This window comes from Pseudomonas sp. NPDC087814 (genome assembly GCF_044742865.1).
Lineage (GTDB): Bacteria > Pseudomonadota > Gammaproteobacteria > Pseudomonadales > Pseudomonadaceae > Aquipseudomonas.
Genome location: NZ_JBIUVK010000003.1, coordinates 152,776 through 175,631, shown reverse-complemented (window position 1 = coordinate 175,631; position 22,856 = coordinate 152,776). Strand labels below are relative to the sequence as shown.

Genomic DNA, 22,856 nt, shown 5'->3' with positions numbered 1-22,856 from the left:
AGGTCAGAGACTCAAGGGGTTGTGGGGAGAATCGGTACGTTTGAAGTGGTAGCCGGAGGCGCTCAGGCCGTTGACCTGGCGACTCACGGTATCGCCCAGGCCATAGCCGTTGCCGGCCAGCACCGCGTGGGCGTTGTCCACGGGCAGCAGGATGTAGTCGGTCAGCGGCTCGTCGTGCAGTTGGCCGCGGATCACCAGGAAGCCGTTCTCCAGGCGCACGCTGATGCCGCTCAGGGGCGCGTCGGGCTCATGGGTGTTGAGCACTTGATAGGTGCCGATGGTGTCGGCCCAGGCATTGCTCAGCGGGGTCTGTTCGATGCGCTCGCCCACCGGGACGCGTTGGCCGTGGCTGCGGGCGGTGAGCATCTGGCGCCCTTGCACCGTTACCACATCCAGCTGCACACGGCCCAGTTCGCCGAGGTCCTTGAGCCAGAAGCCGAGGAATTTCTGTTGTGCCCGCAGCCAGCCCTGGCCGTCGCGCAGCAGTTCGAAACGGGTGTCGGCCAACTCGCCATACAGCTGGCCGTTTTCGTCCTTGATACGGAAGACACCCCAGGCCGTGGCGTAGAAACCCGCCAGGCGCCTGCGGTCGATCGCGGCGGGCACCTGGCGGATTTTCAGGCCGTGGGCGGGCGCCTGGCAGTTGTCGGCACACACCGGGTCGCCGGTCTGGGCCTGGAGCATCAGGCGCAGGGTGTCGGTGGTCAGGGACACCACCATCTCTTCGGCGTTGCTGTCGTTGGCCATCACGATCACGGCCAGTTGCTGGTCCGGCAGCATCGTCAGTTGCGCCGCGAAATCATCTCCGCCACCGCTGTGCTGGAAGGTGCGAATGCCGGGGCCCACCGGCTCATCGCCGCAAGGGGCGAGAAACCACCCCAGGCCCATCTGGCAGTCGAAGTCCAGGGCGTTGCCGGTGTTTTGCTGGCTGAACATCTCGTCAATCGACTGGCTGCCCAGTACCTGTCTGTCTTTATAGAGGCCCCGGGCGAAGAGCATGCGCACGTAGTGGCTGAGGTCCTTGGGGCTGCTCCACAAGCCACCGGCCGCAAGGTCGCGCACCTGGGCGTCGGCGCTGACGGTGCCGTCTGCATAACCCCGGGCGCGAAAGCCCGGTTGCGCGCCGGTGCCGACGAAGCTCGACTGGTTCATCTCCAGGGGCTTGAGCAGGCTGCTTTGCAGTCGGGTTTCGAAATCCTGCCGACTGCTGCGTTCGATGGCGGCGCCGACCAGGGCGTAGCCGAGGTTGGAATAGGCCACCTGGGTCCCCGGTGGCGTGCTCAGCCAAACCCCTGAAATACGCATCGGCATCTGGCCCATGGCGAAGGTGTTGCGCACGTCCCGCAGGTGTTCGCTGGGCAGGCCGGACTGGTGGCTGAGCAGGCGGCGCAGGGTGATGTCGCGGTCGGCGGCAGCCTGGTCGGAATGAAAGCGCGAGCGTACGTAGAACTCCCGCAGCGTGTCCTGGATCGGGGTGTCAAGGGCCAGGCGCTGTTGCTCCACCAGTTGCAGGGCGGCGGTGGCGGTCAGCAGTTTGGAGAGGGCGCCGGCGCGGAACGCGGTGTTGGGGGTGACGGGTTTGCCCAGGGCCTTGTCGGCCAGGCCAAAGCCCTGGGCCCAGATCAGTTCCTGGCCGTTGACCAGGGCGATGGACAGGCCGGGTATGTTTTGCCTGGCCATTTCGCTGGGAATGCGTTTTTGCAGGTAGCGGATGATTGCGCTGTAGTCGCCCTTGGGAACGGGCGGTGGGGCCGGCGGCTGGCCGTGGCAGCCGAGGCTGCCCAGCAGGCAACCCAGCAGCGGAATACTGCGCAATGTGCGAAACATGATGAGCACCCGAGGGGTGGTTTGGATGCTCGAATGCTAGGGGCGGGCCGTCGATGAGTCTTTGTGAGCTTTGTCGGGAAACTGTCAAAGACTGTTAATACAGGCCGCCCCTAGCGGGTTTGCTCCATTGCCGCAGCTCCAGCATCAGCTATACCTAATGCTCAACGCTTCTTCAACGTCAGCCTAGGAGTCTCGCGATGAAACTGGGAATAATGATCAGCACCGTGTGTATTGCCACGATCGGGGTGATGGGGTGTTCCAGCAAGGTGACGCAGCCGGACGAATACTCCGGGTTTCTCTCCGACTACAGCAACCTCAAGGAAGCCAAGTCGCCATCGGGCGCGCAGGTGATGCGTTGGGTGGACCCCAACCTGAGTCTGAGCCGTTATAACGCGGTGTACATCGAGCCCACTCAGTTCTACCCCAAGCCGCAAGCCAGCACCAGGATCCCTGAAAGCACCTTGCAGGGCATCAGCACCTACTACAGCCAGGCGCTCAAGCGCGAACTGGAAAAGTCCTTGCCGCTGGCCGACGGACCAGGCCCGGGCGTGATCGTGGTGCGCGCGGCGATCACTGCCGTCAGCAGCAAGACCGAAAGTCTCAAGCCCTATGAGTACATTCCTGTCGCCCTGGTGGTCGCCACGGTCAGCACGGGCGCCGGGATTCGTGACCAGGAAACCACCTTGGGCACCGAAGCCCAATTCCTCGACGGTGCCAGTGGCAAGGTGGTCGCCCAAGTCGTGCGCAAAGGCACCGGTAAACCGTTGGCAAACGACTCCCAGGTGATGAAAGCCGATGACGTGAAAAGCGTCATCGACGGCTGGGCGTCGGACCTGCATCAATCGTTTTTGAAGCTTAAAAAGGGCTAAGCCTCAAACGGTGCGCGACTTGAGCGGGTGCTATTTGATCGGTGTGAGCGGTGGCTGCTTCCATTGCCCGTTACCCACTTCAGGCTTGGGCAGGTAAATGCGCAATAGGGCATAGAACGGGCCGGGTGGTGCTGGCAGCCAGTTGCTTTGTTCCGCCTTCGGTGGCTCGTGGTGCGCGACCAACAGCGTCAGGCCGCCATCGGCGTCGAGCTTGAAGTTGGGCAACATCCCCGACGTGAGCACGTAGCGCTTCTTCAGGTTGGGGGTCAGCAGATTGGTCTTGGCGTTGTACATGGTCAGTGACCAGAATGCGTCGGTCGGTGGCAACTGGTCCTTGGCGAAGTGCAGGGTGTAGCTGTGGCGTGCGCCGTTGGCGGGTTTGCCCTCGCTGTCCACGGAGTAGCGCAGGTAGGCCGTTTCATCGCCGGAGTTGCCAAACAGGTGCAGGTTGGCGCCAGCGTAGCGGTACAGGTAGTTGTTTTGAAGGTGGTCGCGATTGCCGAACAGGTCTGCACTGGATACTTGATGGGTATCGATCTTGTCTTTTTTGAAGGCTGCATACTCGGCTTTGCCGTCGGCGATGCCGTCATCCAGCGCTTTGCGTTGCTCAACCGTCAGGGCCTTGAGGTCGAACGGTTTACCCGCCTCGACGCCGATCCTGGCAAAACGCGCGAGCACGTCTTTCTCACTGTCCTGCGGTGCTGCGTAGGCCAGCATGAAGTTCAGATAGCGGAACAGATGCACGCTGTCGCTCATGTTCGGCGTAGGCTTGGGCCAGGCAATTTTCGGCGGCTTGATGGGTTTGGGCTGCTTCACGTAGCTGCTCAGGGTCTGGACCTTATAGCCGCCCTGGATCTGTCTGACTTTGCCCAAGTCCTTTTCATCGAACAATTGAGTGCGGTACAGGGCGTAGGCGATGTTGCTTTCGCTGTACACGACGCGGTCGATATCGGTTGGCTGCTGGCCTTTCCAGCCCGGGCCGGCAATCATGTAGTGGCCACCGTTGTTACCGGTGCTGCGGGTGCCCAGATAGCCGAAGTTCTGCGTATAGAGGTCGACCAACTGCACGGCGTAGTAGCGGTTGTCTTCGATCCTGGGCAGGGTCAACACCACGGGCTCGGCCCGCAGATCGAGCCAGACAAAGGAGTTGGGCGTGTCCGGGTTGGGGGTGGGGATCGCTGTATCTTTAGGGGTTATCGCCTGCGCGGTGTTCCCGATGTGGTTGAACGGCGCCTTGAAGTTCGCCCCGGTCTTGTCGACAGCCTGGGTGTAGAGAGTCTTGTACATCTCCACCACCGGGAAGCCATAAAGATAGGCTTCCTTGGCGATGGCCCGGGCTTCACTCGGCGTGGCGGTGAAATCGGCCCAGGCGCCGGTACTCATGAAAATCGAGAGGCTCGCCAACAGCAGGCGCGTCGGTGTTCGAATCATGTTGTTGCGTCCTTACTGAGTCAGTCGGATGTCGTCGAGTTTTTCAGCTGTTATAAAAGCAGGCTCCGGTGGGCGCGTACAGTCGCAACTAGCTGAACCTTTGCGTGTCAGGCAGAGTTTGCACTCAGTTGCTCGGGAAGTCTTTTGGCACGTGAGGTTCAACGCAAAGATCTATCGATCAGTTGACATCAACGAGATCAAGTGCCGCCTGTGAAAGGCGGCATCGGGGGGCAGTCAAGGCAGTATGGACTTGACCTTGTCACGCAACTGATCAATCGAGAACGGCTTGCCGATCACCTGCATGTCGGCTGGCGAATCGATATTTTCGGCATAACCGCTGGCGAACAGGATGGGCAGGGCGGGGCGTATTTCACGGGCCTTGAGGGCCAGTTGCTTGCCGTCCATGTCCGGCAGGCCGACGTCGGTCATCATCAGGTCGATGGTCTGGTCGGTGTCTTGAACAATTTTCAAGGCTTCTTCGGCATCGGCCGCTTCAAGCACTTGGTACTCCAGCTCTTCGAGGACATCGACGATCAACATGCGCACGATGGCGTCGTCTTCGACTACAAGGATGGTGGAGGGGGCGGCTGACATAGTGGAGGTTCCCGAACAGTGGAAGGGGCAGGTCTTGGGCGATGGGAAGACCGTTTTCATCCTGAGTATTGTCGGTCCCGGCAAGTTCCCCAGATAAGCAAAACATTGTGCCGGTAACGGCTACAAATGTCGCGTATCACCGCCACCCACTTGCCAGGGGCTTGCTGGAACAACCAGCAAGCCCCGGCCATGGTCTCAAGCTGCCGGTTTTATCGGTTAAAGGGATCCGTACACCAACCCATGGACCCGGCTCTGGTTCTCGCTTGCCTTGAAGGTGCTGACCGTATATTCCGGGTTTGTCGGCGTCCCAAACGCTCCCGGGATGAGCGGCGCCTTACTGTTGGCCAGCGATTCCTTCATTCCTTTCTTCATGGCGTCCTCGGTCGGAAAATTGACCAATCCGAAATTGGGGTCGAAATAGAACCATTTTCGCGTGCCGCCTTCCACGATCACTCCCGCTGTCATCGCGTGGACGGGCGTGGCGATGATGAGTGTCTTGGACGTCGTCGCGTTGGCCAGGTCATCGATGATGGCCTGATAGGACTTTTGCGTGACGACTTCAGCCGAGTGCGGTCGCTTTCTGAAGTGATCCTGGGCTTCGCTCATGTCCTTGATGAACCTCGCCGATTTCGGGTTGGTTTCCTTGGTTGCCGCTGCAATGAAAAGCTTGTCGATGTACTCGTCCTGTTTTCCAACGGACACGGCGTAGGCCATTGCGTTGGCTAACACGCCACATTCGCCTCCGGTCACCGTGTCCACCTGGCTCAAATAGAAATTCTGGGGCATGCCCCGGAGCTTGATGCCGGGGATGCGCTCAATTTCGGCTTTGTAGAACTCATAGTTTTTAAGGCCGACTTCTGATCGCTTTTTGCCTATTGACTGTGCCAGGGCGCCGATTTCTTCGGGGCTTCGATTCGGCTTAAGTGCCAGTTCCATGAGCTCTGCGATATCCATGGAGCCCGAGTAGCCCGGGATGTCATCCACTACCCCGTTGTTATAGCCACGCATATACGCATCGTGGCTCGTTGTTCTGGCGTGTTCCTGCGTAGCCTTGAATGAGTTGGATAATTGCTTGGAGGGTGTGTTTTGCGCCTTGGTGGCCGGCCCTCCGACAAAGTACTCCCAGAAGCTTTCAACGTTGTCCTGGACCGACACGGTCTGTGGCGTGAACCCCTTCAGCGGTGGGCCATAGGGTTGTTTCTTGAGGGCGTCGTACGCGTACCATTCGCCCTTGTTCAATACAGCGGAGGCTTCGAAGGTTTGATCCGCCAGCTTGATGGTGCCGATTGCCGCGACGCCATGCTCCTTGCCGGCGGCTTTCAACAGGTCATGGCTGCCGGCTGCCCCCTTGAGTTTGTTTAGCCCGTTAATGCTTTTTTCGACTACAAACTTGCCGCCCCGGTTAATCAGTCCTGCGCCTCCCAGAAGCAAATCGCCCAAGCCGCCCACCGGGTTCAAGGCGCCGATGGTGGCGACACCGATCTTTTTGGCAACATTCAGCGCCTTGGCGCCTGCACTGAGGGCTTTTGTGCCCGCCTGTGCCGCTTTGGACGAACCCAGGCTGACAAAGCCCAGCAGGTCCAGCTGGAGGTCAATCGCCCCCTCCAGGTAATTACCCTTGGTAAAGTTGGCAATCGCTGACTTGAAGGGAATGAGGTCGAGGAAGAAATGGGTCACCTTCAACTCGGTTTCCATTTGCTTGTCGTAGGTCGTGGCGCCCTTGGCTTGCTTGACGACATCCTCGTTGCCCAGGTCGAGGTTTTCGACAAATGCCTCCGCGATGTACTGGGTACGGGCGGTGGCAAAGCTGTTGGGAGGCAGTGGGTTCGTGTCTGTACTGGCTGAGCGCTCGGGCTCACTGGCCTCTGAAGCGTCGAATTTTTTTATTCTGTTTTCCTCGATCGCCAGTTCCCAGGTACTCGCAGAGAAATCCTGGGGCGTTACTTTTTTGATGCTGCCGTTTTTTATGTCCAGCCTATAGGTAACAGGTTCCGTGCCACCCTCTACCTGTATCAGCAGCTCATTTTTAATCGGTTTGAAAAGCGAGGTGACCAGGTTTGGGCCCAATTGATAAACAGAGGGCTGGTAAAAAGTGAGGTTGCCCTGCTCGATGTTTTTTCGATCTTCCAGCGGCAGGCTGGCGATCAGGTGCTTTACGGTGGTGGCAACCCCGTCGTTCAGCGACTTGATCGACGCTTCAAACTGCTTTTGAAATGTCGCGTTTACGTCGAACTTGAGCGACTGGCCTTCCAGTGCCTGGGTGATGTCTGGATCCTTGGATTCCCAGGTGTAATCGCCCAAGCCACTCATGGCGATGTCCAGCAACGAATGCAGGCCCGCAGGTGCGCGGTTTGGGTCGTAGAGCGGTACGCCAAACTGTTGTTGGCGGGTGTCCTTCACCGTCAGGGCCTTTTTTTCAAACGGCACATCCTCGCCAAATCGCTCTTTGAGCTGGGCCAGTGCAATGGCCTTGCGGCTCGGGATATCGGTCTCCAGCAGGGTGGAGGCCTTCATGCGTTCATCCACCTGCTGAGTGAACTCGACGCGTATCGCTTCCAGCTGGTCGGGGCTGTAGGCATCGTTGGGTTGTTTGCTGATAACGCCGTTGGCCACGGCCCAATCAATCAGCGCTGCCCTCTGTGCGCTTTGGGTCACGGCGGGCTCGGCGAGTGCAGCGCTTTCGGCCTTGAGCATCACTTGGGCGAAAGTCATGTTCGGTACCGAGCCCGGCGACTGCGCTTCAATCGACGCCGCCGCAACCGCCAGGTTGACCCAGGCCGGGCTGCCATAGGTCACGCTGGCCGGGATGTCTTTGATCAGGAACTCCGGGGCTGTTCTTGCCAGCAATACGTAAGCACCCGCCTGGGCCATCTCGGGGCTCGTTCTGCCCTCGCTCGACAGGTGTGCGCTCAGCCCGTTGACGATGGCAGAGGCCGGCTTGCCCCAATGTTCTTCACTGGCCACGTCGAAACCGGCCAGTTTGTTCCGTTGAGGCGCCTGGATTGACTCGGGATCCATCTGTGCACTGATGGCGGCCAGCAGGTAGTCGTAATGGCTGTTCTTGGTCTCGATACCATTGAGCCCGCGCTGCAGGGCCTGGCCCATCAGTTGGCCTTCGGGCGAGCTTAAAAGAAACTCGAGGATCTTCGCCGGGTCGTTCAAGGCGGCCACAGGAATGGGATTCTGGTACGCGAGAAAGTCCAGGACGCTCTTTGTCTGCGTGACTTGCGGCTGATCGCCGAGGTGGTGGGCGTGGTTCATCGCAAGCAGGCGCAACTGAGTTTGCTGGTTCTGGTCCAGCGGTGCAGGCCAGGACAAGGCACCGCCCAGGTCACCGAAAGGGTGGGCGGCGATCCTGACGGTCGCTTCCAGTTTCAGCTTGAGCAACTCGGCCTTGGAGGTTGGCAGAGGCACCCCGTTGGCATTCAGGAATGCCTCCAGGCTTTGGTTGACCCTGGTCCCCATGTCCAGGGTGTTGTGATGGGATGAGTCCGGATGAATGGCCATTTGTGTGAGCTTCAGGACGGACTGTACATAGGGGGCGGTGTCGTAGTCTTGCAGGGCCGGGGCAGCGAGGTTGATGGCGTCCAGCAGGTTCTGCCAGTTCTGCCGGTCGGCCATGGGCTGTTTCAGCACATCGGAGCGGCTGGCGGCTGATGCTGGCGCTGCTGCAACGGCAGGGGGCGTGGCTGGCTGGGGGCTCAGGGACGATGCCCCGGAAGCAGGGGAGGAAAAGAATTGGGGCGCAGGCTGTTGCACGGAGAGGTGGCTGACATTTTGCATCGGTGGGTACCTGTTTTATTAGGAGATACGCGCCTTTTCCGAGGAGGTTCCCTGTTCCCCACGGCACCCCTTTGGGTGGGGCGGCCCACACACAACGTTCCAGGCTCACTTCGGTTCCCATGTAAGAAGGAAAGTCAATTGCCGAGTGTTAAAAACACATCCATTCGTCTATTTATCAATGGGTTATGTAATCCATGTCGCTACGGGTAGCAGAAAAATAGCGCTCAGGCGCAACTTTGGGGCAAACTCCTCGTTTTTCCGTATTGGCCAAGGCATGCCCATGACTCCCGCGTCGTCCGTCGATGAGAAAAGCTTCCGTAAATTGCTGGGCCGCAACGTGGCACTGCCGTTGGGCGTTGGCGTGCTCAGCGCGGTGTTTTTCGTCGTTCTGATCACCTACCTGTTGTCGGTGATCCAGTGGGTCGAACACACCGACCGGGTAATCAACAATCTCAACGAAACCTCGAAACTGACCGTGGACCTGGAAACCGGCATGCGCGGCTTCCTGATTACCGGTGACGAGCATTTCCTCGACCCGTACGAAGTGGCCAAGCCGCGGATCATTTCCGACTTGCGCAACTTGCAGGCACTGGTGGCGGACAATCCGGAGCAGGTGGACCGGCTCAAGCGTCTGGAATCGTTGCAACAGGCGTGGAACACCTACGCCCAGTCGATGATTGACATGCAGCGGCAAAACGGCGATTACCGCACCGCCGTGAAAGCCGGGCGTGGCAAGAGCCTGACGGACGAGATCCGCAAGGAGTACGACCGGGCGGTGGCGATGGAGCAACAGTTCCGCATCACCCGCAACGAAGACGTTACCCGCACCACGATCATCAGCGTCACCTTGTACCTGGTGTTTGTGCTCGGCCTGAGTGGCTTCCTGGCGTATGTAGGCCGAAAGAATCTTTTAGAACTTTCAAATAGTTACAGCGAAAACCTGATGTCGCAGCAGAGGATCGCCAAGCGCCTCGAGCAGCAAGCCTGGTTGCGCAACGGCCAGACCGAGCTGGCCGAGCAGGTCCTTGGCCAACTGACGCTGAACCTGCTGGGGCGCAACATTTTGCAGTTCTTTGCCCAGTACATGGGCTCGGCGGTGGCGGCGTTGTACGTGCGTGAAGAGCACGGCGGCCTCACACGCGTGGCGACCTATGGCTTCTCCCGCGAGCAGGAGCAGCAGGAACAGTCGATCTACAACGACGAAGGCATCGTCGGCCAATCGGCCCGGCAGGACCGCCTGATTCGCCTGGACGATGTGCCGGTGGATTACTTCAAGGTCAGTTCCGGCCTCGGCGAAGGTTCGACCCGCAGCGTGCTGGTGGTACCGACCAGCGATGATGGCCGGGTCAACGGGGTGATCGAACTGGGTTTCCTGCGTGCACTCGATGACCGTGATGTCGAACTGCTGGAGTTGATTGCCGACAACATCGGCACCTCCATCGAAGCCGCGCGTTATCGCCAGCGCCTGCAGGAAGTGCTGGCCGAAACCCAGCAGCTCAATGAAGAGCTGCAAGTGCAGCAGGAAGAGCTCAAGACCGCCAACGAAGAGCTGGAAGAACAGTCGCGCATCCTCAAGGAGTCCCAGGCCCACCTGGAAACCCAACAGGCGGAGCTGGAGCAGACCAACGAACAATTGGCCGAACAGACCCAGACCCTGGCCGAGCAGCGCGATGCCATGGACCAGAAGAACGTCCAGCTCAACCGCGTACAGATCGAGCTGGAAGAGCGCGCCGACGAGTTGCAGCGCTCCAGCAAGTACAAGTCCGAATTCCTCGCCAACATGTCCCACGAGCTGCGCACGCCGCTGAACAGCTCGTTGATCCTGGCCAAGTTGCTGGCGGAGAACCCCCAGGAAAACCTCAGCGCCGAACAGGTCAAGTTCGCCGAGTCGATCTACTCGGCCGGTAACGACTTGCTCAACCTGATCAATGACATCCTCGATATCTCCAAGGTCGAAGCCGGCAAGCTGGAAATGCGCCCGGAGAACACCAGCGTTGCGCGCCTGGTGGATGGGCTGCGCGGCATGTTCGAGCCGCTGGCGGACGACCGCAAGCTCGGGTTCCAGGTGGAGGTGCAGGAAGGCTCGCCACACATGCTGTTCACCGACCGCCAGCGCCTGGAGCAGATTCTGAAGAACCTGCTGTCCAACGCCATCAAGTTCACCGAGAAAGGTGAGGTCAGCCTGTCGGTATCCCGGGCACCGGGGGAGGGCATCGCCTTTACCGTACGCGACTCGGGGATTGGCATCGCCCCGGACCAGCAGGAAAGCATCTTCGAGGCGTTCCGCCAGGCCGATGGCACCACCAACCGTCGTTACGGCGGCACCGGCCTGGGCCTGTCGATTTCCCGGGACCTGGCGAACCTGCTGGGCGGCTATATCAGCGTCACCAGCGAACCTGGCCAGGGCAGTATCTTTACCCTGGTGGTGCCCGAGCACTATGTAGAGCGTGACGAAGACACCCCGGCGCTGGAACAGCCGCGCGCGGTAGTCCCTGTGCCTGCACCGGCGCCGATCAAGGTGTCGCCGATGCCGATCGCCCACGAAGCGCAGATACCGCGCTTTATCGATGACCGCGACAAGGCTCCGTTCGCCACGCGTTGCATCCTGGTGGTGGAAGATGAGCCCAACTTTGCCCGCATCCTCTTCGACCTCGCCCATGAACTGGGTTACCACTGCCTGGTGGCCCATGGCGCAGACGAAGGCTACGCCCTGGCGGAACAGTACATTCCCGACGCGATCCTGCTGGACATGCGCCTGCCGGACCATTCCGGCCTGACCGTGCTGCAACGTCTCAAGGAACATGCCGGGACCCGCCATATCCCGGTGCACGTGATTTCCGTGGAAGACCGCGTCGAAGCCGCCATGCACATGGGCGCCGTGGGCTATGCAGTCAAGCCGACCACCCGCGAAGAGCTCAAGGATGTGTTCGCCCGCCTGGAAGCCAAGCTGACGCAGAAGGTCAAGCGTGTGCTGCTGGTGGAAGACGATGACCTTCAGCGAGACAGCATTGCCCGCCTGATCGGCGACGATGATATCGAGATCACCGCCGTAGGCTTCGCCCAGGAGGCCCTGGACCTGCTGCGCACCCACATCTACGACTGCATGATCATCGACCTCAAGCTGCCGGACATGCTCGGCAACGAGCTGCTCAAGCGCATGTCCATCGAGGACATCTGCTCGTTCCCGCCGGTGATCGTCTACACCGGGCGCAACCTGACCCGCGATGAAGAGGCCGAACTGCGCAAGTATTCGCGCTCGATCATCATCAAGGGCGCGCGTTCCCCCGAGCGCCTGCTGGACGAGGTGACACTCTTTCTGCACAAAGTCGAATCGCAGTTGTCCCATGAACGCCAGACAATGCTCAGGACTGCCCGCAGCCGCGACAAGGTGTTCGAGGGCCGCAAGATCCTGCTGGTGGATGATGATGTACGCAATATCTTCGCCCTGACCAGTGCCCTGGAGCACAAGGGCGCGATTGTCGTGATCGGCCGTAATGGCCGCGAGGCGATCGAGAAACTCAATGAAGTCGATGACATCGACCTGGTACTGATGGACGTGATGATGCCGGAGATGGACGGGTACGAGGCCACTGCCTTGATCCGCCAGGACCCGCGCTGGCGCAAGCTGCCGATCATCGCGGTGACGGCCAAGGCCATGAAGGACGATCAGGAGCGCTGCCTGGCGGCAGGCTCCAACGATTACCTGGCCAAGCCCATCGACCTGGACCGGTTGTTTTCATTGATTCGCGTGTGGCTACCCAAGATGGAACGGATTTAATTGGAACGAAGCACTGACATCGAACTGCGCTTGTTGATTGAGGCGATTTACCTCAAGTACAGCTACGACTTTCGCGACTACTCCGGCGCTTCGGTCAAGCGCCGCGTGGCCCATGCGTTGCGTCAGTTCGACTGCGCCACCATCTCGGCCTTGCAGGAACGGGTGCTGCATGACCCGACGGCGTTCATGCAGTTGCTGCAGTTCCTGACGATTCCGGTCAGCGAAATGTTTCGCGACCCCTCGCACTTCCTGGCGATTCGCAAGGAAGTGGTGCCGCTGCTCAAGACCTACCCGTCGATCAAGATCTGGATCGCGGGCTGCAGTACCGGGGAGGAGGTGTATTCCATGGCCATCCTGTTGCGTGAGGAAGGCCTGCTGGAACGCACCATCATCTACGCCACCGACATCAATCCCCGGTCCCTGGAAAAAGCCAAGCAGGGGATCTTTTCCCTCGAGAACATCCGCGCCTATACCCACAACTACCAACAGGCCGGTGGCCAGCGTTCGTTTGCCGATTACTACACGGCGGCTTACGATCATGCGATCTTCGACAAGACCCTGCGGGAGAACGTGACGTTTGCCGATCACAGCCTGGCGACCGATAGCGTGTTTTCCGAAACTCAATTAATTTCCTGTCGCAACGTATTGATTTACTTCAATAAAAAGTTGCAGGATCGGGCGTTTGGACTGTTCCATGAGTCGCTGTGTCACCGCGGCTTCCTGGTGCTGGGCAGCAAGGAAACCCTGGACTTTTCCGCCTACAGCAAACAGTTCGAACCCCTGGTCAAGCAAGAACGGATCTACCGAAAATTATGAATGAAGCTACTGCCAGCCCGGTATCCGGGATCGAGGCCATTGTGATCGGCGCTTCCGCGGGCGGTGTCGAGGCATTGCTGAGCATTTTTGGCGAGCTGCCGGCGAGCTTCGGCCTGCCGATCATTACCGTGCTGCATTTGCCCGACGAGCGCCGCAGCCAGTTGGCGGAAGTGTTTGACCGACGCGTATCGATGAAGGTAGTGGAGGCCCGCGACAAGGAAGTGATCCAGCCCGGCACCCTGTATTTTGCCGGCCCCGGTTATCACCTGTCGGTGGAGCACGACCGCAGCCTGTCACTGAGCCAGGAGGACCGCGTGCACCATTCCCGCCCGGCAATCGACTACCTGTTTGATTCAGCCGCCGATGTCTACGGCAAGGGCTTGCTGGCGATTTTGCTGACGGGGGCCAACCAGGACGGCGCCCGGGGCCTGGCCCACGTCAAGCAGAGCGGCGGTACCACGGTGGTGCAGGACCCTTTGGAGGCCCGCGTCGCCGTGATGCCCCGGGCCGCCCTGGCGCTGCATGAACCTGACCATATCCTCACCTTGAGCCGCATCGGCACCTTGCTGGCTTCCCTGGAATCCTCCCCATGTTAAGTACTGTCCAGGCCAAACTGCTGATCGTCGACGATCTGCCGGAAAACCTGCTGGCCCTTGAAGCGCTGATCAAGCGCGAGGACCGCCAGGTCTATAAGGCATTGAGCGCCGACGAGGCCTTGTCGCTGCTGCTGGAGCACGAGTTCGCCATGGCCATTCTCGACGTGCAGATGCCGGGCATGAACGGCTTCGAGCTGGCCGAGCTGATGCGCGGCACCGAAAAGACCAAGAACATTCCCATCGTGTTTGTCAGCGCTGCCGGCCGTGAGCTCAACTATGCGTTCAAGGGCTACGAAAGCGGCGCCGTGGATTTCCTGCACAAGCCGCTGGATATCCACGCGGTCAAGAGCAAGGTCAACGTATTCGTTGACCTGTACCGCCAGAGCAAGGCGATGAAGCAGCAGGTTGAAGCCCTGGAGCAAAGCCGGCGCGAGCAGGAAGCCTTGCTCACGCGCTTGCAGGCCACCCAGGCCGAACTGGAGCAGGCCGTGCGCATGCGCGATGACTTCATGTCGATCGTCGCCCACGAAGTGCGCACGCCCCTCAACGGGCTGATCCTGGAAACCCAGCTGCGCAAGATGCACCTTGCCCGGGACAACGCCGCAGCGTTTACCCTGGACAAGATGCATGCCATGGTCGACCGCGATGAGCGGCAGATCCAGAGCCTGATCCGCCTGATCGAAGACATGCTCGACGTGTCGCGCATTCGCACGGGCAAGCTGTCGATCCGCCCCGGTCGCTTTGACCTCACGCAACTGGTGCACAACCTGCTGGAAAATTTTGCGCCGCAGGTGGCGGCGGCGGAGTCTTCGGTGGCCTGGGTCCAGGAAGGGCCGGTGGTAGGCAACTGGGATGAATTCCGTATCGAACAGGTGGTGTCCAACCTGTTGACCAACGCCTTGCGCTACGGGGCCAAGAGCCCGGTGGAAGTGCGGGTGTACGCCGAGCATGGCGAAGCGCGGGTAGAAGTACGTGACCACGGGATCGGCATCAGCGAAGACAACCAGAAGCGTATTTTCCAACAGTTCGAACGCGTGTCGGCCAACCATGCCGTGGCGGGCCTGGGCCTGGGGTTGTTTATCTCCGAGCAGATTATCGCGGCCCACGGCGGGACCATTGAAGTGGAAAGCCGGATAGGCGAGGGCGCGCTGTTCCGCGTCTGCCTGCCCCTGGAGGCCGGGGCATGAAATCAATCGCAAATCCGACGCAACCTCTGCGTGACCCCATGGTCGTATCAGCAGCAATTGACCGGACAAAGGCTTCCCATGAGTGAAGATGCACAAGATGTTGTACTGATCGTCGAAGATGACGAATCGATTATGTTTGTGTTGGGCGAGTACCTGGCGGGCCTGGGGTATCGGGTGTTGAAGGCGATTGACGGTGAGCAGGCGTTTGAAATCCTGGCCACCAAGCCGCACCTGGACCTGATGGTGACCGACTACCGCCTGCCTGGCGGCATTTCCGGGGTGCAGATCGCCGAGCCTGCGATCAAGCTGCGACCGGAATTGAAAGTGATCTTCATCAGCGGTTACCCGCAGGAGATTCTCGACTGCAACAGCCCGATCACGCGCAATGCGCCGATCCTGGCCAAACCGTTTGACCTGGATACGTTGCAGGAACATATCCAGCGGCTGTTGGCTTAACGTCTTGAGAAGAGGGAGCACACTCCCTCTTCAAGCCTTGATCATCTCCCTCACCTTTGCCGTCAACAGATCAAAGGTGAACGGCTTGGTGATCATCTGCATGCCCGGGTCCAGAAAACCGCCCCGTACAGCCGCATGCTCTGCATAGCCGGTAATAAACAACACCTTCAACTCGGGCCGCACCTGCCGGCCGATCTCCGCCAGTTGCCGGCCGTTCATGCCGGGCAGGCCAACGTCGCTGATCAGCAGGTCAATGCGCTGGCTGGACTCGATGATCGGCATGGCACTGTCGGCATCACCGGCTTCGACGAAGGCATAGCCCAGTTCACTCAGCACGGCGCTGACCAGCACCCGCACGGCCGGGTCGTCCTCGACGATCAGCACGGTCTCGCCGGCATTGGCGAACGGCAGCAATGCCGGGTTGAGCGGTTCATCTGCAATGACCTCGCCGACATACCTCGGCAGGAACAGGCTGACGGTGGTGCCTTGGCCCACCACACTGTGGATCGACACATGCCCGTGGGATTGGCGCGCAAACCCGTAGATCATCGACAACCCCAGCCCGGTGCCCTGGCCGATGGGTTTGGTGGTGAAGAACGGGTCAAATGCACGGCTGATCACGCTCTCGGGCATGCCGCAACCGGTGTCGCTGACGCTCAGTTCCACATAGTCGCCAGGGGTGAGGGTGCCGTAGGCTGCGGTAAACACACTGTCCAGGTGGCGGTTGGTGGTTTCCACCACCAGTTTGCCGCCGTTGGGCATCGCATCCCGGGCATTGATGGCGAGGTTGAGCAGGGCGCTTTCCAGCTGGTTGGGGTCGGCTTCGGCGGTCCAGAGTTGCTCGGTCAGGCGGATATCCAGGGCAATACTTTCATTCAGGCTGCGTTGCAGCAGCTCACCCATGGAGCTCACCAGCTGATTGATCTGCACCGGTTTCGAATCCAGCGACTGGCGCCGGGAGAAGGCCAGCAGGCGGTGGGTCAGGGCTGCTGCGCGGTTGGCCGACGTGACACCCAGGTCGATCAGGCTGTCGAGGTCTTCGGTGCGGCCCCGAGCCACGCGCCTGCGCAGCAGTTCCAGGCTGCCGATGATGCCGGTCAGCATGTTGTTGAAGTCATGGGCGATGCCGCCGGTCAATTGGCCGACGGCTTCCATTTTCTGTGACTGGCGCAACGCTTCTTCGTTATTGCGCAACTGCGCCGTGCGTTCTTCCACCTGTTGCTCAAGGGTTTCCAGGGTGCTTTGCAGGCGCTGCTCGCTCTGGCTCAGGTCGATCAGCCGGTCGCGGGCCTCGTATTGCCTACGACGTCCGCGCAGCGCCGTGGTCACGAGGCTGATCAGGGTGATCGGGTGGAACGGACGCTCCAGGAACGTCACGTTGCCCAGCAAGGTGCTCAGGTGCGACGAGCCATTCTGTTCGCTGCCGCCGTGGTGCGTCATCAGCACAATCGGCAGGTCTGACCACGCCGGTTGCTGATGCAGGTACGTGAGCAGCGGTTCCAGGTCGATACCGCGCAGGGCTTCGGCAGCAATGACCAGCAAGCCGGCACCGTGCTCCAGCTCCTCGCAGAGCATCTGCAAATGGCTGGCGATGATGCCGTTGAAACCAGCCTCATTGAGCATCATCAACGCCAGGGAGCTGTCGCGACCCAGGGGCGCCAGAATAATCGCCCGTTCGAAAATGGCCGGCAGGCCACTCATGAACTTTCATCCTTGAGCAGCGGGTTGTCGGTGCCCATGTAGGTCGGTACGCCGCGCAATACACCCTGGAACGCATCAAGCGGTTCGCCGATGGTCATGCCACGACTGCCGATGCGGTATTCGCGAATGGTCGATTCGTGGCTGCCGGTGCGTTTCTTGATGATCGAAATCGCACGCCGCACCTTGCCCAGCGCTTCGAAGTAACGCAGCAGGATCACGGTGTCGGCCAGATAGGTAATGTCCACCGGCGCCTGCATGTCCCCCACCAGCCCGTGCTGGGCGACGGTCATGAAGGTCGCAGCGCCACGGCGGTTGAGGTACAGCAGCAGTTCGTGCATGTGCAGGATCAACGCGTTCTCTTCCGGCATCGCGGCCTGATAGCCATTGACGCTGTCGATCACTACGGTCTTGATCCCGCGTTCGTCCACACAGCGGCGCACCCGATGGGAGAACTCGCCGGGGGACAACTCGGCGGCGTCTACCTGTTCGATCAGCAGGTTGCCGGTGGCTTGCAGGGCCTCCAGGTCGATGCCCATGTTCTTCATGCGCTCGAACAGCAGGCCCAGCTCTTCGTCAAAAATGAACAGCGCGGCTTTTTCGCCCCGGGAGACGGCTGCCGCGGCAAAGATCATCGAGATCAGCGATTTGCCGGTACCGGCCGGGCCCAGGATCAAGGTGCTGGAACCTGTCTCGATCCCGCCGCCCAACAGGGCGTCCATCTCGCGGATGCCGCTGGTAAGGGTCTGGCGGTTGTAGCCGCCACGGTGCTCGGCTGCCACCAGGCGCGGGAACACATGTACGCCGTCTTCCATGATGGTGAAGTCGTGAAAACCGCCACGGTACTTCTGCCCACGGTATTTCACTATCCGTACGCGGCGGCGCTCGGCACCGTAGTTGGGGGTCAGTTCTTCCAGGCGAATCACACCGTGGGCCACGCTGTGTACGGTCTTGTCGAGGGACTCGGTGGTCAGGTCGTCCAGCAGCAGCACGGTGGCGTCGTAGCGCACGAAGTAGTGCTTGATCGCCAGGATCTGCCGGCGATAGCGCAGGGAGCTTTGCGCCAGCAGGCGGATTTCCGAAAGGCTGTCGATCACGACGCGGGTAGGCTTGACCCGTTCCACCACTTCGAAGATCTGCCGGGTGGCTTCGCCCAGCTCAAGGTCCGAGGAATACAGGAGGCTTTGCTGGTGCTCGGCATTGAGCAGGCTTTCGGGGGGAGTCAGTTCAAAGATGTGAATGTGTTCGTCCAGGTCCCAACCATGGGACTTGGCACCCTGGCGCAACTCGCGCTCGGTTTCCGACAGGGTGATGTACAGCGATCGTTCGCCGTTTTTTGCGCCGGCCTGGAGGAAATGCAGGGCCACGGTGGTTTTACCGGTGCCGGGTTCACCTTCCAGCAGGAACAAATGGCTACGGGAAAGCCCTCCGGCAAGAATGTCGTCCAGACCTTCAATACCGGTGGCCGCCTTTGCTGTGAACAGCTCTTTGGATGTAGACAAGAAGTGCCCTCGGGTCACAAATAAGTAGTCGGCAGCGCCGTCTGGGGCGCGCCATATTTACTTGACCTTGGCGCCGTGTGGCGGTTCAACGTTTTGTATCAAATACCGCTTTTACAGGCCCTGTTGCAGCGCCGGGTCGTCCGGATTCTGCTGTTCAAGCTGTGCCAGCAGCACCTGCACATTCTGCAACTGGCCGGTTTCCTTCCAGTAATTGACCAGCAGCACCCTGGCTTTGCGATTGGCCGGGTTGCGCTGGATGATTTCTTCCAGCTGGCGCTGGGCGGCCTCCAGTTCCTGCTGGGCGTGCAGGGTGGTGGCCAGGTCGTAGCGGTAATCCTGGTTGTTCGGTTCGAGCTCCACCGCTCGGGACAGGCTGAGCAGGGCAAAGGCGCGCTCGCCATGGTGCAGCAGCCACATGCCCAGGGCATGTTGCAGGTAGGCCGAATCGGGGTGGGCCTGCAACTGTTTGGCCAGGAGTTGGCGGGACTCGTCGACCTTGCCCTGCTTGTCCAGCAGTTCAATTTGCGCGACCACGGCTTGCAGGTTGTCCGGTTGCAGGCGCATCGCCTGCTCCAGGGCGTTTTGTGCGTCGGGCAGCAGCGCGCTGTGAATGTACAGGCGTGCCAGCTGGATCCAGCCTTCGGGGCTTTCGGGTTGGCCCTTGAGCAGCTTTACGTATTCGTCGAGCACTTGCTGCAACGGGCCGAAGTACAGGCCCAGGGTATCCGGGGACAGCCCGAGCAAGGCATTGGCCGCGGCAAACCTGACGCTTTGCTCGGGGTCATCCAGCAGTGGCCCGAGCAACAGCGTGCGCTGGCCGCTGGGCACCAGGCCGACAATGCTGTGAATCGCCGCCTCGCGCACCATCGGTGCGTCGTTGGCCAGGTCCTTGTCCGCCAACTTGAGGGCCTGGGGGCTGGGGTAGTTGGGCAGTTCGGCATGCAGGGCGGCGCGGCGCACATCGGAGAGGTCCGGGCGGCCCAACTGTTGATACAGCACCCGGGCAGCGCCGGGTTCACCGTTGTGCGCCTGTTTCAAGGCCTTGGCGTAACCATGGGCGATGGCCGGGGGTACCACCACCGGCGTGGTGCGGGTGAAATACCAGGTGATCAGCACAATAAACAACAGGGCGCACAGGCCGACGATGGAGTAACGGCGTGACTTTGACATGCAGGCGTCCGAAAGCTGGGCAGCTAGTGCAAAGCCATCAGCTTCGGTCAGGTTATCGCGAGTGTCAAACCCGCATCACGTCAGCACGAACTCAATCGGCTCAAGGGCCGGCGGCAGCGTGGTTTCGCCGAGGGCGGCGAGAATCTCGCGCTCCAGGGTGCGCACGATGGCGTTGCAGGGCAGGTCGTTTTCGTCGAAGCCGAACGGGTCTTCGAGGTCGTCGCCGATTTCGTCCAGGCCGAAGAAGGTGTAGCTGACGATGGCGGTGAACACCGGGGTCAGCCAGCCCAGCGGCTCGGCCATGGCGAAGGGCAGCAGGATACAGAACAGGTAGATGGTGCGGTGCAGCAGCAAGGTGTAGGGGAAGGGCAGCGGGGTGTGTTTGATCCGCTCGCAGGAGGCCTGGACCTGGCTCAGGCCGTACAGCCGGGTTTCCAGTTGGGTGTAGCGCCAGTCGCTGATGTGGCCCTGTTCGGCGAGGTTCGAGCAGCGGGCGCCGAGGTCTTGCAGGATGCTGTCGGGGAGGTTCGGGTGGCCGGGTTCTGGGTTGGCCCACGGTTTGATCGCCTGGCTTTCGTCTTCCAGGCGCAGGCGGGCGATCAGGCCATGGGCGAAACCGCACAGGCTGCGCAGGACGTGTTTGCGTTCGGCAGGGTTGAGGACCTGGGTTTCGCGGATCAGTGAGCGGATCTCGATGATCATCTGGCCCAGTTGTTTGCGGCCTTCCCACCAGCGGTCGTAGCAGGCGTTGTTGCGAAAGCTCATGAAGATGGACAGTGACAGCCCCAGCAGTGTGAAGGGTGTGGCGTTGACCTTGGAAAAGTAGGCCGGGTGCAGGGTTTCTACCAGCACGATGACTGAGGCCAGGAGGGTGACCAGCAGGCTGCGCAGCGCAATGCGTTTGGCGATCGAGCCCTTGAGGGAGAACAGGATGCCGAGCAGGTTGGGTTTGGGACGGACGATCATGGGCGGGCTTCTTGGGTGGCGCAGGCTGTCAGGTTAGAAGCATGTTTGCGTTGCGTCCAATTGCTTGGGCTGACTGGGTGATTGGTGGGGTCTATCGGGATTGAGTACATATCCGTTTTTTCGGTGACCAGAGCGAAAGCAGATCTGCTTTTCTGTGGGAGCGGGCTTGCTCGCGAAAAATCTGAGGGCGCCGCGTTCATCCAGAATGCCAGCGTCATCGTTAACGACCTTCGCGAGCAAGCCCGCTCCCACATTTGGACCGTGCCCGCTTTAGCTTTTGATTTTGCTCTTCAACACTCTTTTGCGCTGTTCAAAAGTGAGCCGCTGTGAGAGCGGAACCAATACAAGCCATCACCCAAAAAACGGATATACACACACCAAACAGCGCCCCCCATTGGCCAAACCAGTCAACCAAGTTGAAAGCTTTGACCATTGCCCACCCACCGCTCTAGAGCGACTATTTCACCGGTCTACGTACCCATCCTGAAAATAAAAAACACACAGGGATTTGAAGCGATGCGTGATTACTCGGCTGCCACCACCCAGTTCAACTACCAACACACCGTCGACGCTGCCTTGTCGGGCAACCTGCAGGCCCTCAACGCCTGCGTCGAATGCTGCGACCGCCACGCATTACCTGGCCGCATCGCACTGTTCTGGGAGGGCAAGGACGGCCGCAGCGCCACGTCCACCTTCACCCAGCTGCAAGACCAGGCCGCACGCTTCGCCAACTTCCTCCTGGCCCAGGGCGTCAATCGCGGCGACAAGGTGGCAGGCCTCCTGCCACGCACCGCCGAGCTGCTGGTGGTCGTCCTCGCCACCTGGCGCATCGGCGCGGTCTATCAGCCGCTGTTCACCGCCTTCGGCCCCAAGGCCATCGAACACCGCCTGAACAGCTCCGGCGCCGCGCTGGTGGTGACCGATGCAGTAAACCGTCCCAAACTGACGGAAGTGGCCGACTGCCCGACCATCGTCACCGTCGCCGGCCCCAACGGCGAAGGCATCGTGCGCGGCGATTTCAGCTTCTGGGCCGAGCTGCCCAACTATTCCAACCTCTGCGAACCCGTATTGCTGGGCGCCGACGACCCGTTCCTGCTGATGTTCACCTCAGGCACCACCGGCCCGTCGAAAGCCCTGGCCGTGCCGCTCAAGGCAATCGTTGCGTTCCAGAGCTACACCCGCGACGCCGTCGACCTGCGCCCCGAAGACGCATTCTGGAACGTCGCCGACCCGGGCTGGGCCTACGGCATCTATTTCGGCGTGACCGGCCCCTTGTCCATGGGCCACCCGATCACCTTCTACGATGGCCCGTTCACCCTCGAAAGCACATGCCGTGTCATCAACAAATACGGGATTACCAACCTCACCGGTTCTCCCACGGCCTATCGCCTGCTGATCGCCGGGGGCGAGCAGTTCGCCAAGTCGATCAAGGGCAAGCTGCGTATTGTCAGCAGTGCCGGCGAGCCGCTTAACCCGGAAGTGATCCGCTGGTTCGCCGATAACCTCGGCGTGACCATCCACGACCACTACGGCCAGACCGAGTTGGGCATGGTGCTGTGCAATCACCATGGCCTGGAGCATCCGGTGCACGTCGGCTCCGCGGGCTTTGCCTCGCCGGGCCATCGCATTGTGGTGCTGGACGACAACCATCAGGAATTGCCCGCCGGCCAACCGGGCATCCTCGCCATCGACCGCGAGCAATCGCCGATGTGCTGGTTTGCCGGTTATGACGGCGTCAAGACCAAGGCCTTCGTCGGCAAGTACTACCTCAGCGGCGATACGGTGGAGCTGAACCCCGATGGCAGCATCAGCTTTGTCGGGCGCAGCGACGATGTGATCACCACCTCCGGCTATCGCGTGGGGCCGTTCGACGTAGAGAGCGCCTTGATCGAGCATCCGGCCGTGGTGGAGGCCGCCGTAGTGGGCAAGCCATGTCCGGAACGCACCGAGATCGTCAAGGCGTTTGTGGTGCTCAGCGAGCAGTACCGCGCCGAGCCGGCCCTGGCCGAAGAGCTGCGCCAGCACGTGCGCAAGCGCCTGGCCGCTCACTCGTACCCGCGGGAAATCGAATTTGTCAGCGAGCTGCCCAAGACCCCGAGCGGCAAGCTGCAACGCTTCATTTTGCGTAATCAGGAAATTGCCAAGGCCCAGGCGGCCACGGCGTGACCCATTCTTCAAGGAAA

At 60.6% G+C, this 22,856-nt stretch carries 15 protein-coding genes; 7 read left to right on the top strand and 8 right to left on the bottom strand.

Features of this window, described 5'->3' with window-relative positions; translation table 11 throughout:
• Positions 1-3: 3 nt before the first annotated feature.
• The gene (locus ACIOMR_RS04145; RefSeq protein WP_401192404.1) at positions 4-1,827 is read right to left on the bottom strand and encodes a serine hydrolase domain-containing protein; all 1,824 of its coding nucleotides are present in this window, start codon (positions 1,825-1,827) and stop codon (positions 4-6) included.
• 197 nt (positions 1,828-2,024) lie between these two features.
• On the opposite strand from ACIOMR_RS04145, the gene ACIOMR_RS04140 reads away from it, so the two are divergent.
• The gene (locus tag ACIOMR_RS04140) at positions 2,025-2,696 is read left to right on the top strand and encodes a DUF3313 domain-containing protein (RefSeq protein ID WP_102369048.1); all 672 of its coding nucleotides are present in this window, start codon (positions 2,025-2,027) and stop codon (positions 2,694-2,696) included.
• A 30-nt stretch (positions 2,697-2,726) separates the two neighbouring features.
• Here ACIOMR_RS04140 and ACIOMR_RS04135 read toward each other — a convergent pair whose 3' ends face one another.
• From ACIOMR_RS04135 to ACIOMR_RS04125, 3 genes are all read right to left on the bottom strand, one after another.
• Entirely contained in the window at positions 2,727-4,127 is a 1,401-nt protein-coding gene (locus tag ACIOMR_RS04135; RefSeq protein ID WP_003217572.1) for a DUF1254 domain-containing protein, read from the bottom strand.
• Between the two features lie 234 nt (positions 4,128-4,361).
• Complete coding sequence (locus tag ACIOMR_RS04130) at positions 4,362-4,721, bottom strand: response regulator (protein ID WP_003217574.1); 360 nt, start codon at positions 4,719-4,721, stop codon at positions 4,362-4,364.
• A gap of 216 nt (positions 4,722-4,937) precedes the next feature.
• Positions 4,938-8,504, bottom strand: coding sequence for a hypothetical protein (locus tag ACIOMR_RS04125; RefSeq protein ID WP_401192399.1), 3,567 nt, complete (start codon positions 8,502-8,504; stop codon positions 4,938-4,940).
• A gap of 280 nt (positions 8,505-8,784) precedes the next feature.
• On the opposite strand from ACIOMR_RS04125, the gene ACIOMR_RS04120 reads away from it, so the two are divergent.
• From ACIOMR_RS04120 to ACIOMR_RS04100, 5 genes are all read left to right on the top strand, one after another.
• Positions 8,785-12,282: a response regulator gene (locus tag ACIOMR_RS04120; protein ID WP_401192396.1), complete on the top strand. Its 3,498-nt coding sequence runs from the start codon at positions 8,785-8,787 to the stop codon at positions 12,280-12,282.
• Entirely contained in the window at positions 12,283-13,098 is an 816-nt protein-coding gene (locus tag ACIOMR_RS04115; protein WP_003217583.1) for a protein-glutamate O-methyltransferase CheR, read from the top strand.
• On the top strand, positions 13,095-13,694 hold the full coding sequence (locus tag ACIOMR_RS04110; protein ID WP_008431027.1) for a chemotaxis protein CheB: 600 nt from the start codon (positions 13,095-13,097) through the stop codon (positions 13,692-13,694). The genes ACIOMR_RS04115 and ACIOMR_RS04110 overlap by 4 nt, the downstream gene beginning before the upstream one ends.
• Positions 13,688-14,881, top strand: coding sequence for a hybrid sensor histidine kinase/response regulator (locus tag ACIOMR_RS04105; protein ID WP_003217587.1), 1,194 nt, complete (start codon positions 13,688-13,690; stop codon positions 14,879-14,881). Before ACIOMR_RS04110 ends, ACIOMR_RS04105 begins: the two co-directional genes overlap by 7 nt.
• A 78-nt stretch (positions 14,882-14,959) precedes the next feature.
• Positions 14,960-15,337: a response regulator gene (locus tag ACIOMR_RS04100; protein WP_003217591.1), complete on the top strand. Its 378-nt coding sequence runs from the start codon at positions 14,960-14,962 to the stop codon at positions 15,335-15,337.
• A gap of 30 nt (positions 15,338-15,367) precedes the next feature.
• On the opposite strand, the gene ACIOMR_RS04095 is transcribed toward ACIOMR_RS04100, so the two are convergent.
• From ACIOMR_RS04095 to ACIOMR_RS04080, 4 genes are all read right to left on the bottom strand, one after another.
• Complete coding sequence (locus ACIOMR_RS04095) at positions 15,368-17,038, bottom strand: response regulator (RefSeq protein ID WP_177022834.1); 1,671 nt, start codon at positions 17,036-17,038, stop codon at positions 15,368-15,370.
• Positions 17,035-18,537 carry an ATPase domain-containing protein gene (locus ACIOMR_RS04090; RefSeq protein WP_102369051.1) on the bottom strand — a complete coding sequence of 501 codons (1,503 nt, stop codon included), beginning with the start codon at positions 18,535-18,537 and terminating at the stop codon, positions 17,035-17,037. The genes ACIOMR_RS04095 and ACIOMR_RS04090 overlap by 4 nt, the downstream gene beginning before the upstream one ends.
• Positions 18,538-18,648: 111 nt before the next feature.
• Positions 18,649-19,707, bottom strand: a complete 1,059-nt coding sequence (locus ACIOMR_RS04085; protein ID WP_102369052.1) for a lipopolysaccharide assembly protein LapB — start codon at positions 19,705-19,707, stop codon at positions 18,649-18,651.
• 75 nt (positions 19,708-19,782) lie between these two features.
• Positions 19,783-20,673: a bestrophin family protein gene (locus ACIOMR_RS04080; RefSeq protein WP_087693011.1), complete on the bottom strand. Its 891-nt coding sequence runs from the start codon at positions 20,671-20,673 to the stop codon at positions 19,783-19,785.
• A gap of 516 nt (positions 20,674-21,189) precedes the next feature.
• Between ACIOMR_RS04080 and ACIOMR_RS04075 the strand changes: the two genes are divergently transcribed.
• Positions 21,190-22,839, top strand: coding sequence for an AMP-binding protein (locus tag ACIOMR_RS04075; protein ID WP_087693009.1), 1,650 nt, complete (start codon positions 21,190-21,192; stop codon positions 22,837-22,839).
• Positions 22,840-22,856 lie beyond the last annotated feature (17 nt).

Coding starts and splice junctions, on each gene's coding strand:
- ACIOMR_RS04120 (WP_401192396.1), top strand. CDS start 8,785: ATGACTCCCGCGTCGTCCGTCGATGAGAAAAGCTTCCGTAAATTGCTG.
- ACIOMR_RS04125 (WP_401192399.1), bottom strand. CDS start 8,504: ATGCAAAATGTCAGCCACCTCTCCGTGCAACAGCCTGCGCCCCAATTC.
- ACIOMR_RS04105 (WP_003217587.1), top strand. CDS start 13,688: ATGTTAAGTACTGTCCAGGCCAAACTGCTGATCGTCGACGATCTGCCG.
- ACIOMR_RS04085 (WP_102369052.1), bottom strand. CDS start 19,707: ATGTCAAAGTCACGCCGTTACTCCATCGTCGGCCTGTGCGCCCTGTTG.
- ACIOMR_RS04140 (WP_102369048.1), top strand. CDS start 2,025: ATGAAACTGGGAATAATGATCAGCACCGTGTGTATTGCCACGATCGGG.
- ACIOMR_RS04145 (WP_401192404.1), bottom strand. CDS start 1,827: ATGTTTCGCACATTGCGCAGTATTCCGCTGCTGGGTTGCCTGCTGGGC.
- ACIOMR_RS04135 (WP_003217572.1), bottom strand. CDS start 4,127: ATGATTCGAACACCGACGCGCCTGCTGTTGGCGAGCCTCTCGATTTTC.
- ACIOMR_RS04130 (WP_003217574.1), bottom strand. CDS start 4,721: ATGTCAGCCGCCCCCTCCACCATCCTTGTAGTCGAAGACGACGCCATC.
- ACIOMR_RS04110 (WP_008431027.1), top strand. CDS start 13,095: ATGAATGAAGCTACTGCCAGCCCGGTATCCGGGATCGAGGCCATTGTG.
- ACIOMR_RS04075 (WP_087693009.1), top strand. CDS start 21,190: ATGCGTGATTACTCGGCTGCCACCACCCAGTTCAACTACCAACACACC.
- ACIOMR_RS04100 (WP_003217591.1), top strand. CDS start 14,960: ATGAGTGAAGATGCACAAGATGTTGTACTGATCGTCGAAGATGACGAA.
- ACIOMR_RS04080 (WP_087693011.1), bottom strand. CDS start 20,673: ATGATCGTCCGTCCCAAACCCAACCTGCTCGGCATCCTGTTCTCCCTC.
- ACIOMR_RS04095 (WP_177022834.1), bottom strand. CDS start 17,038: ATGAGTGGCCTGCCGGCCATTTTCGAACGGGCGATTATTCTGGCGCCC.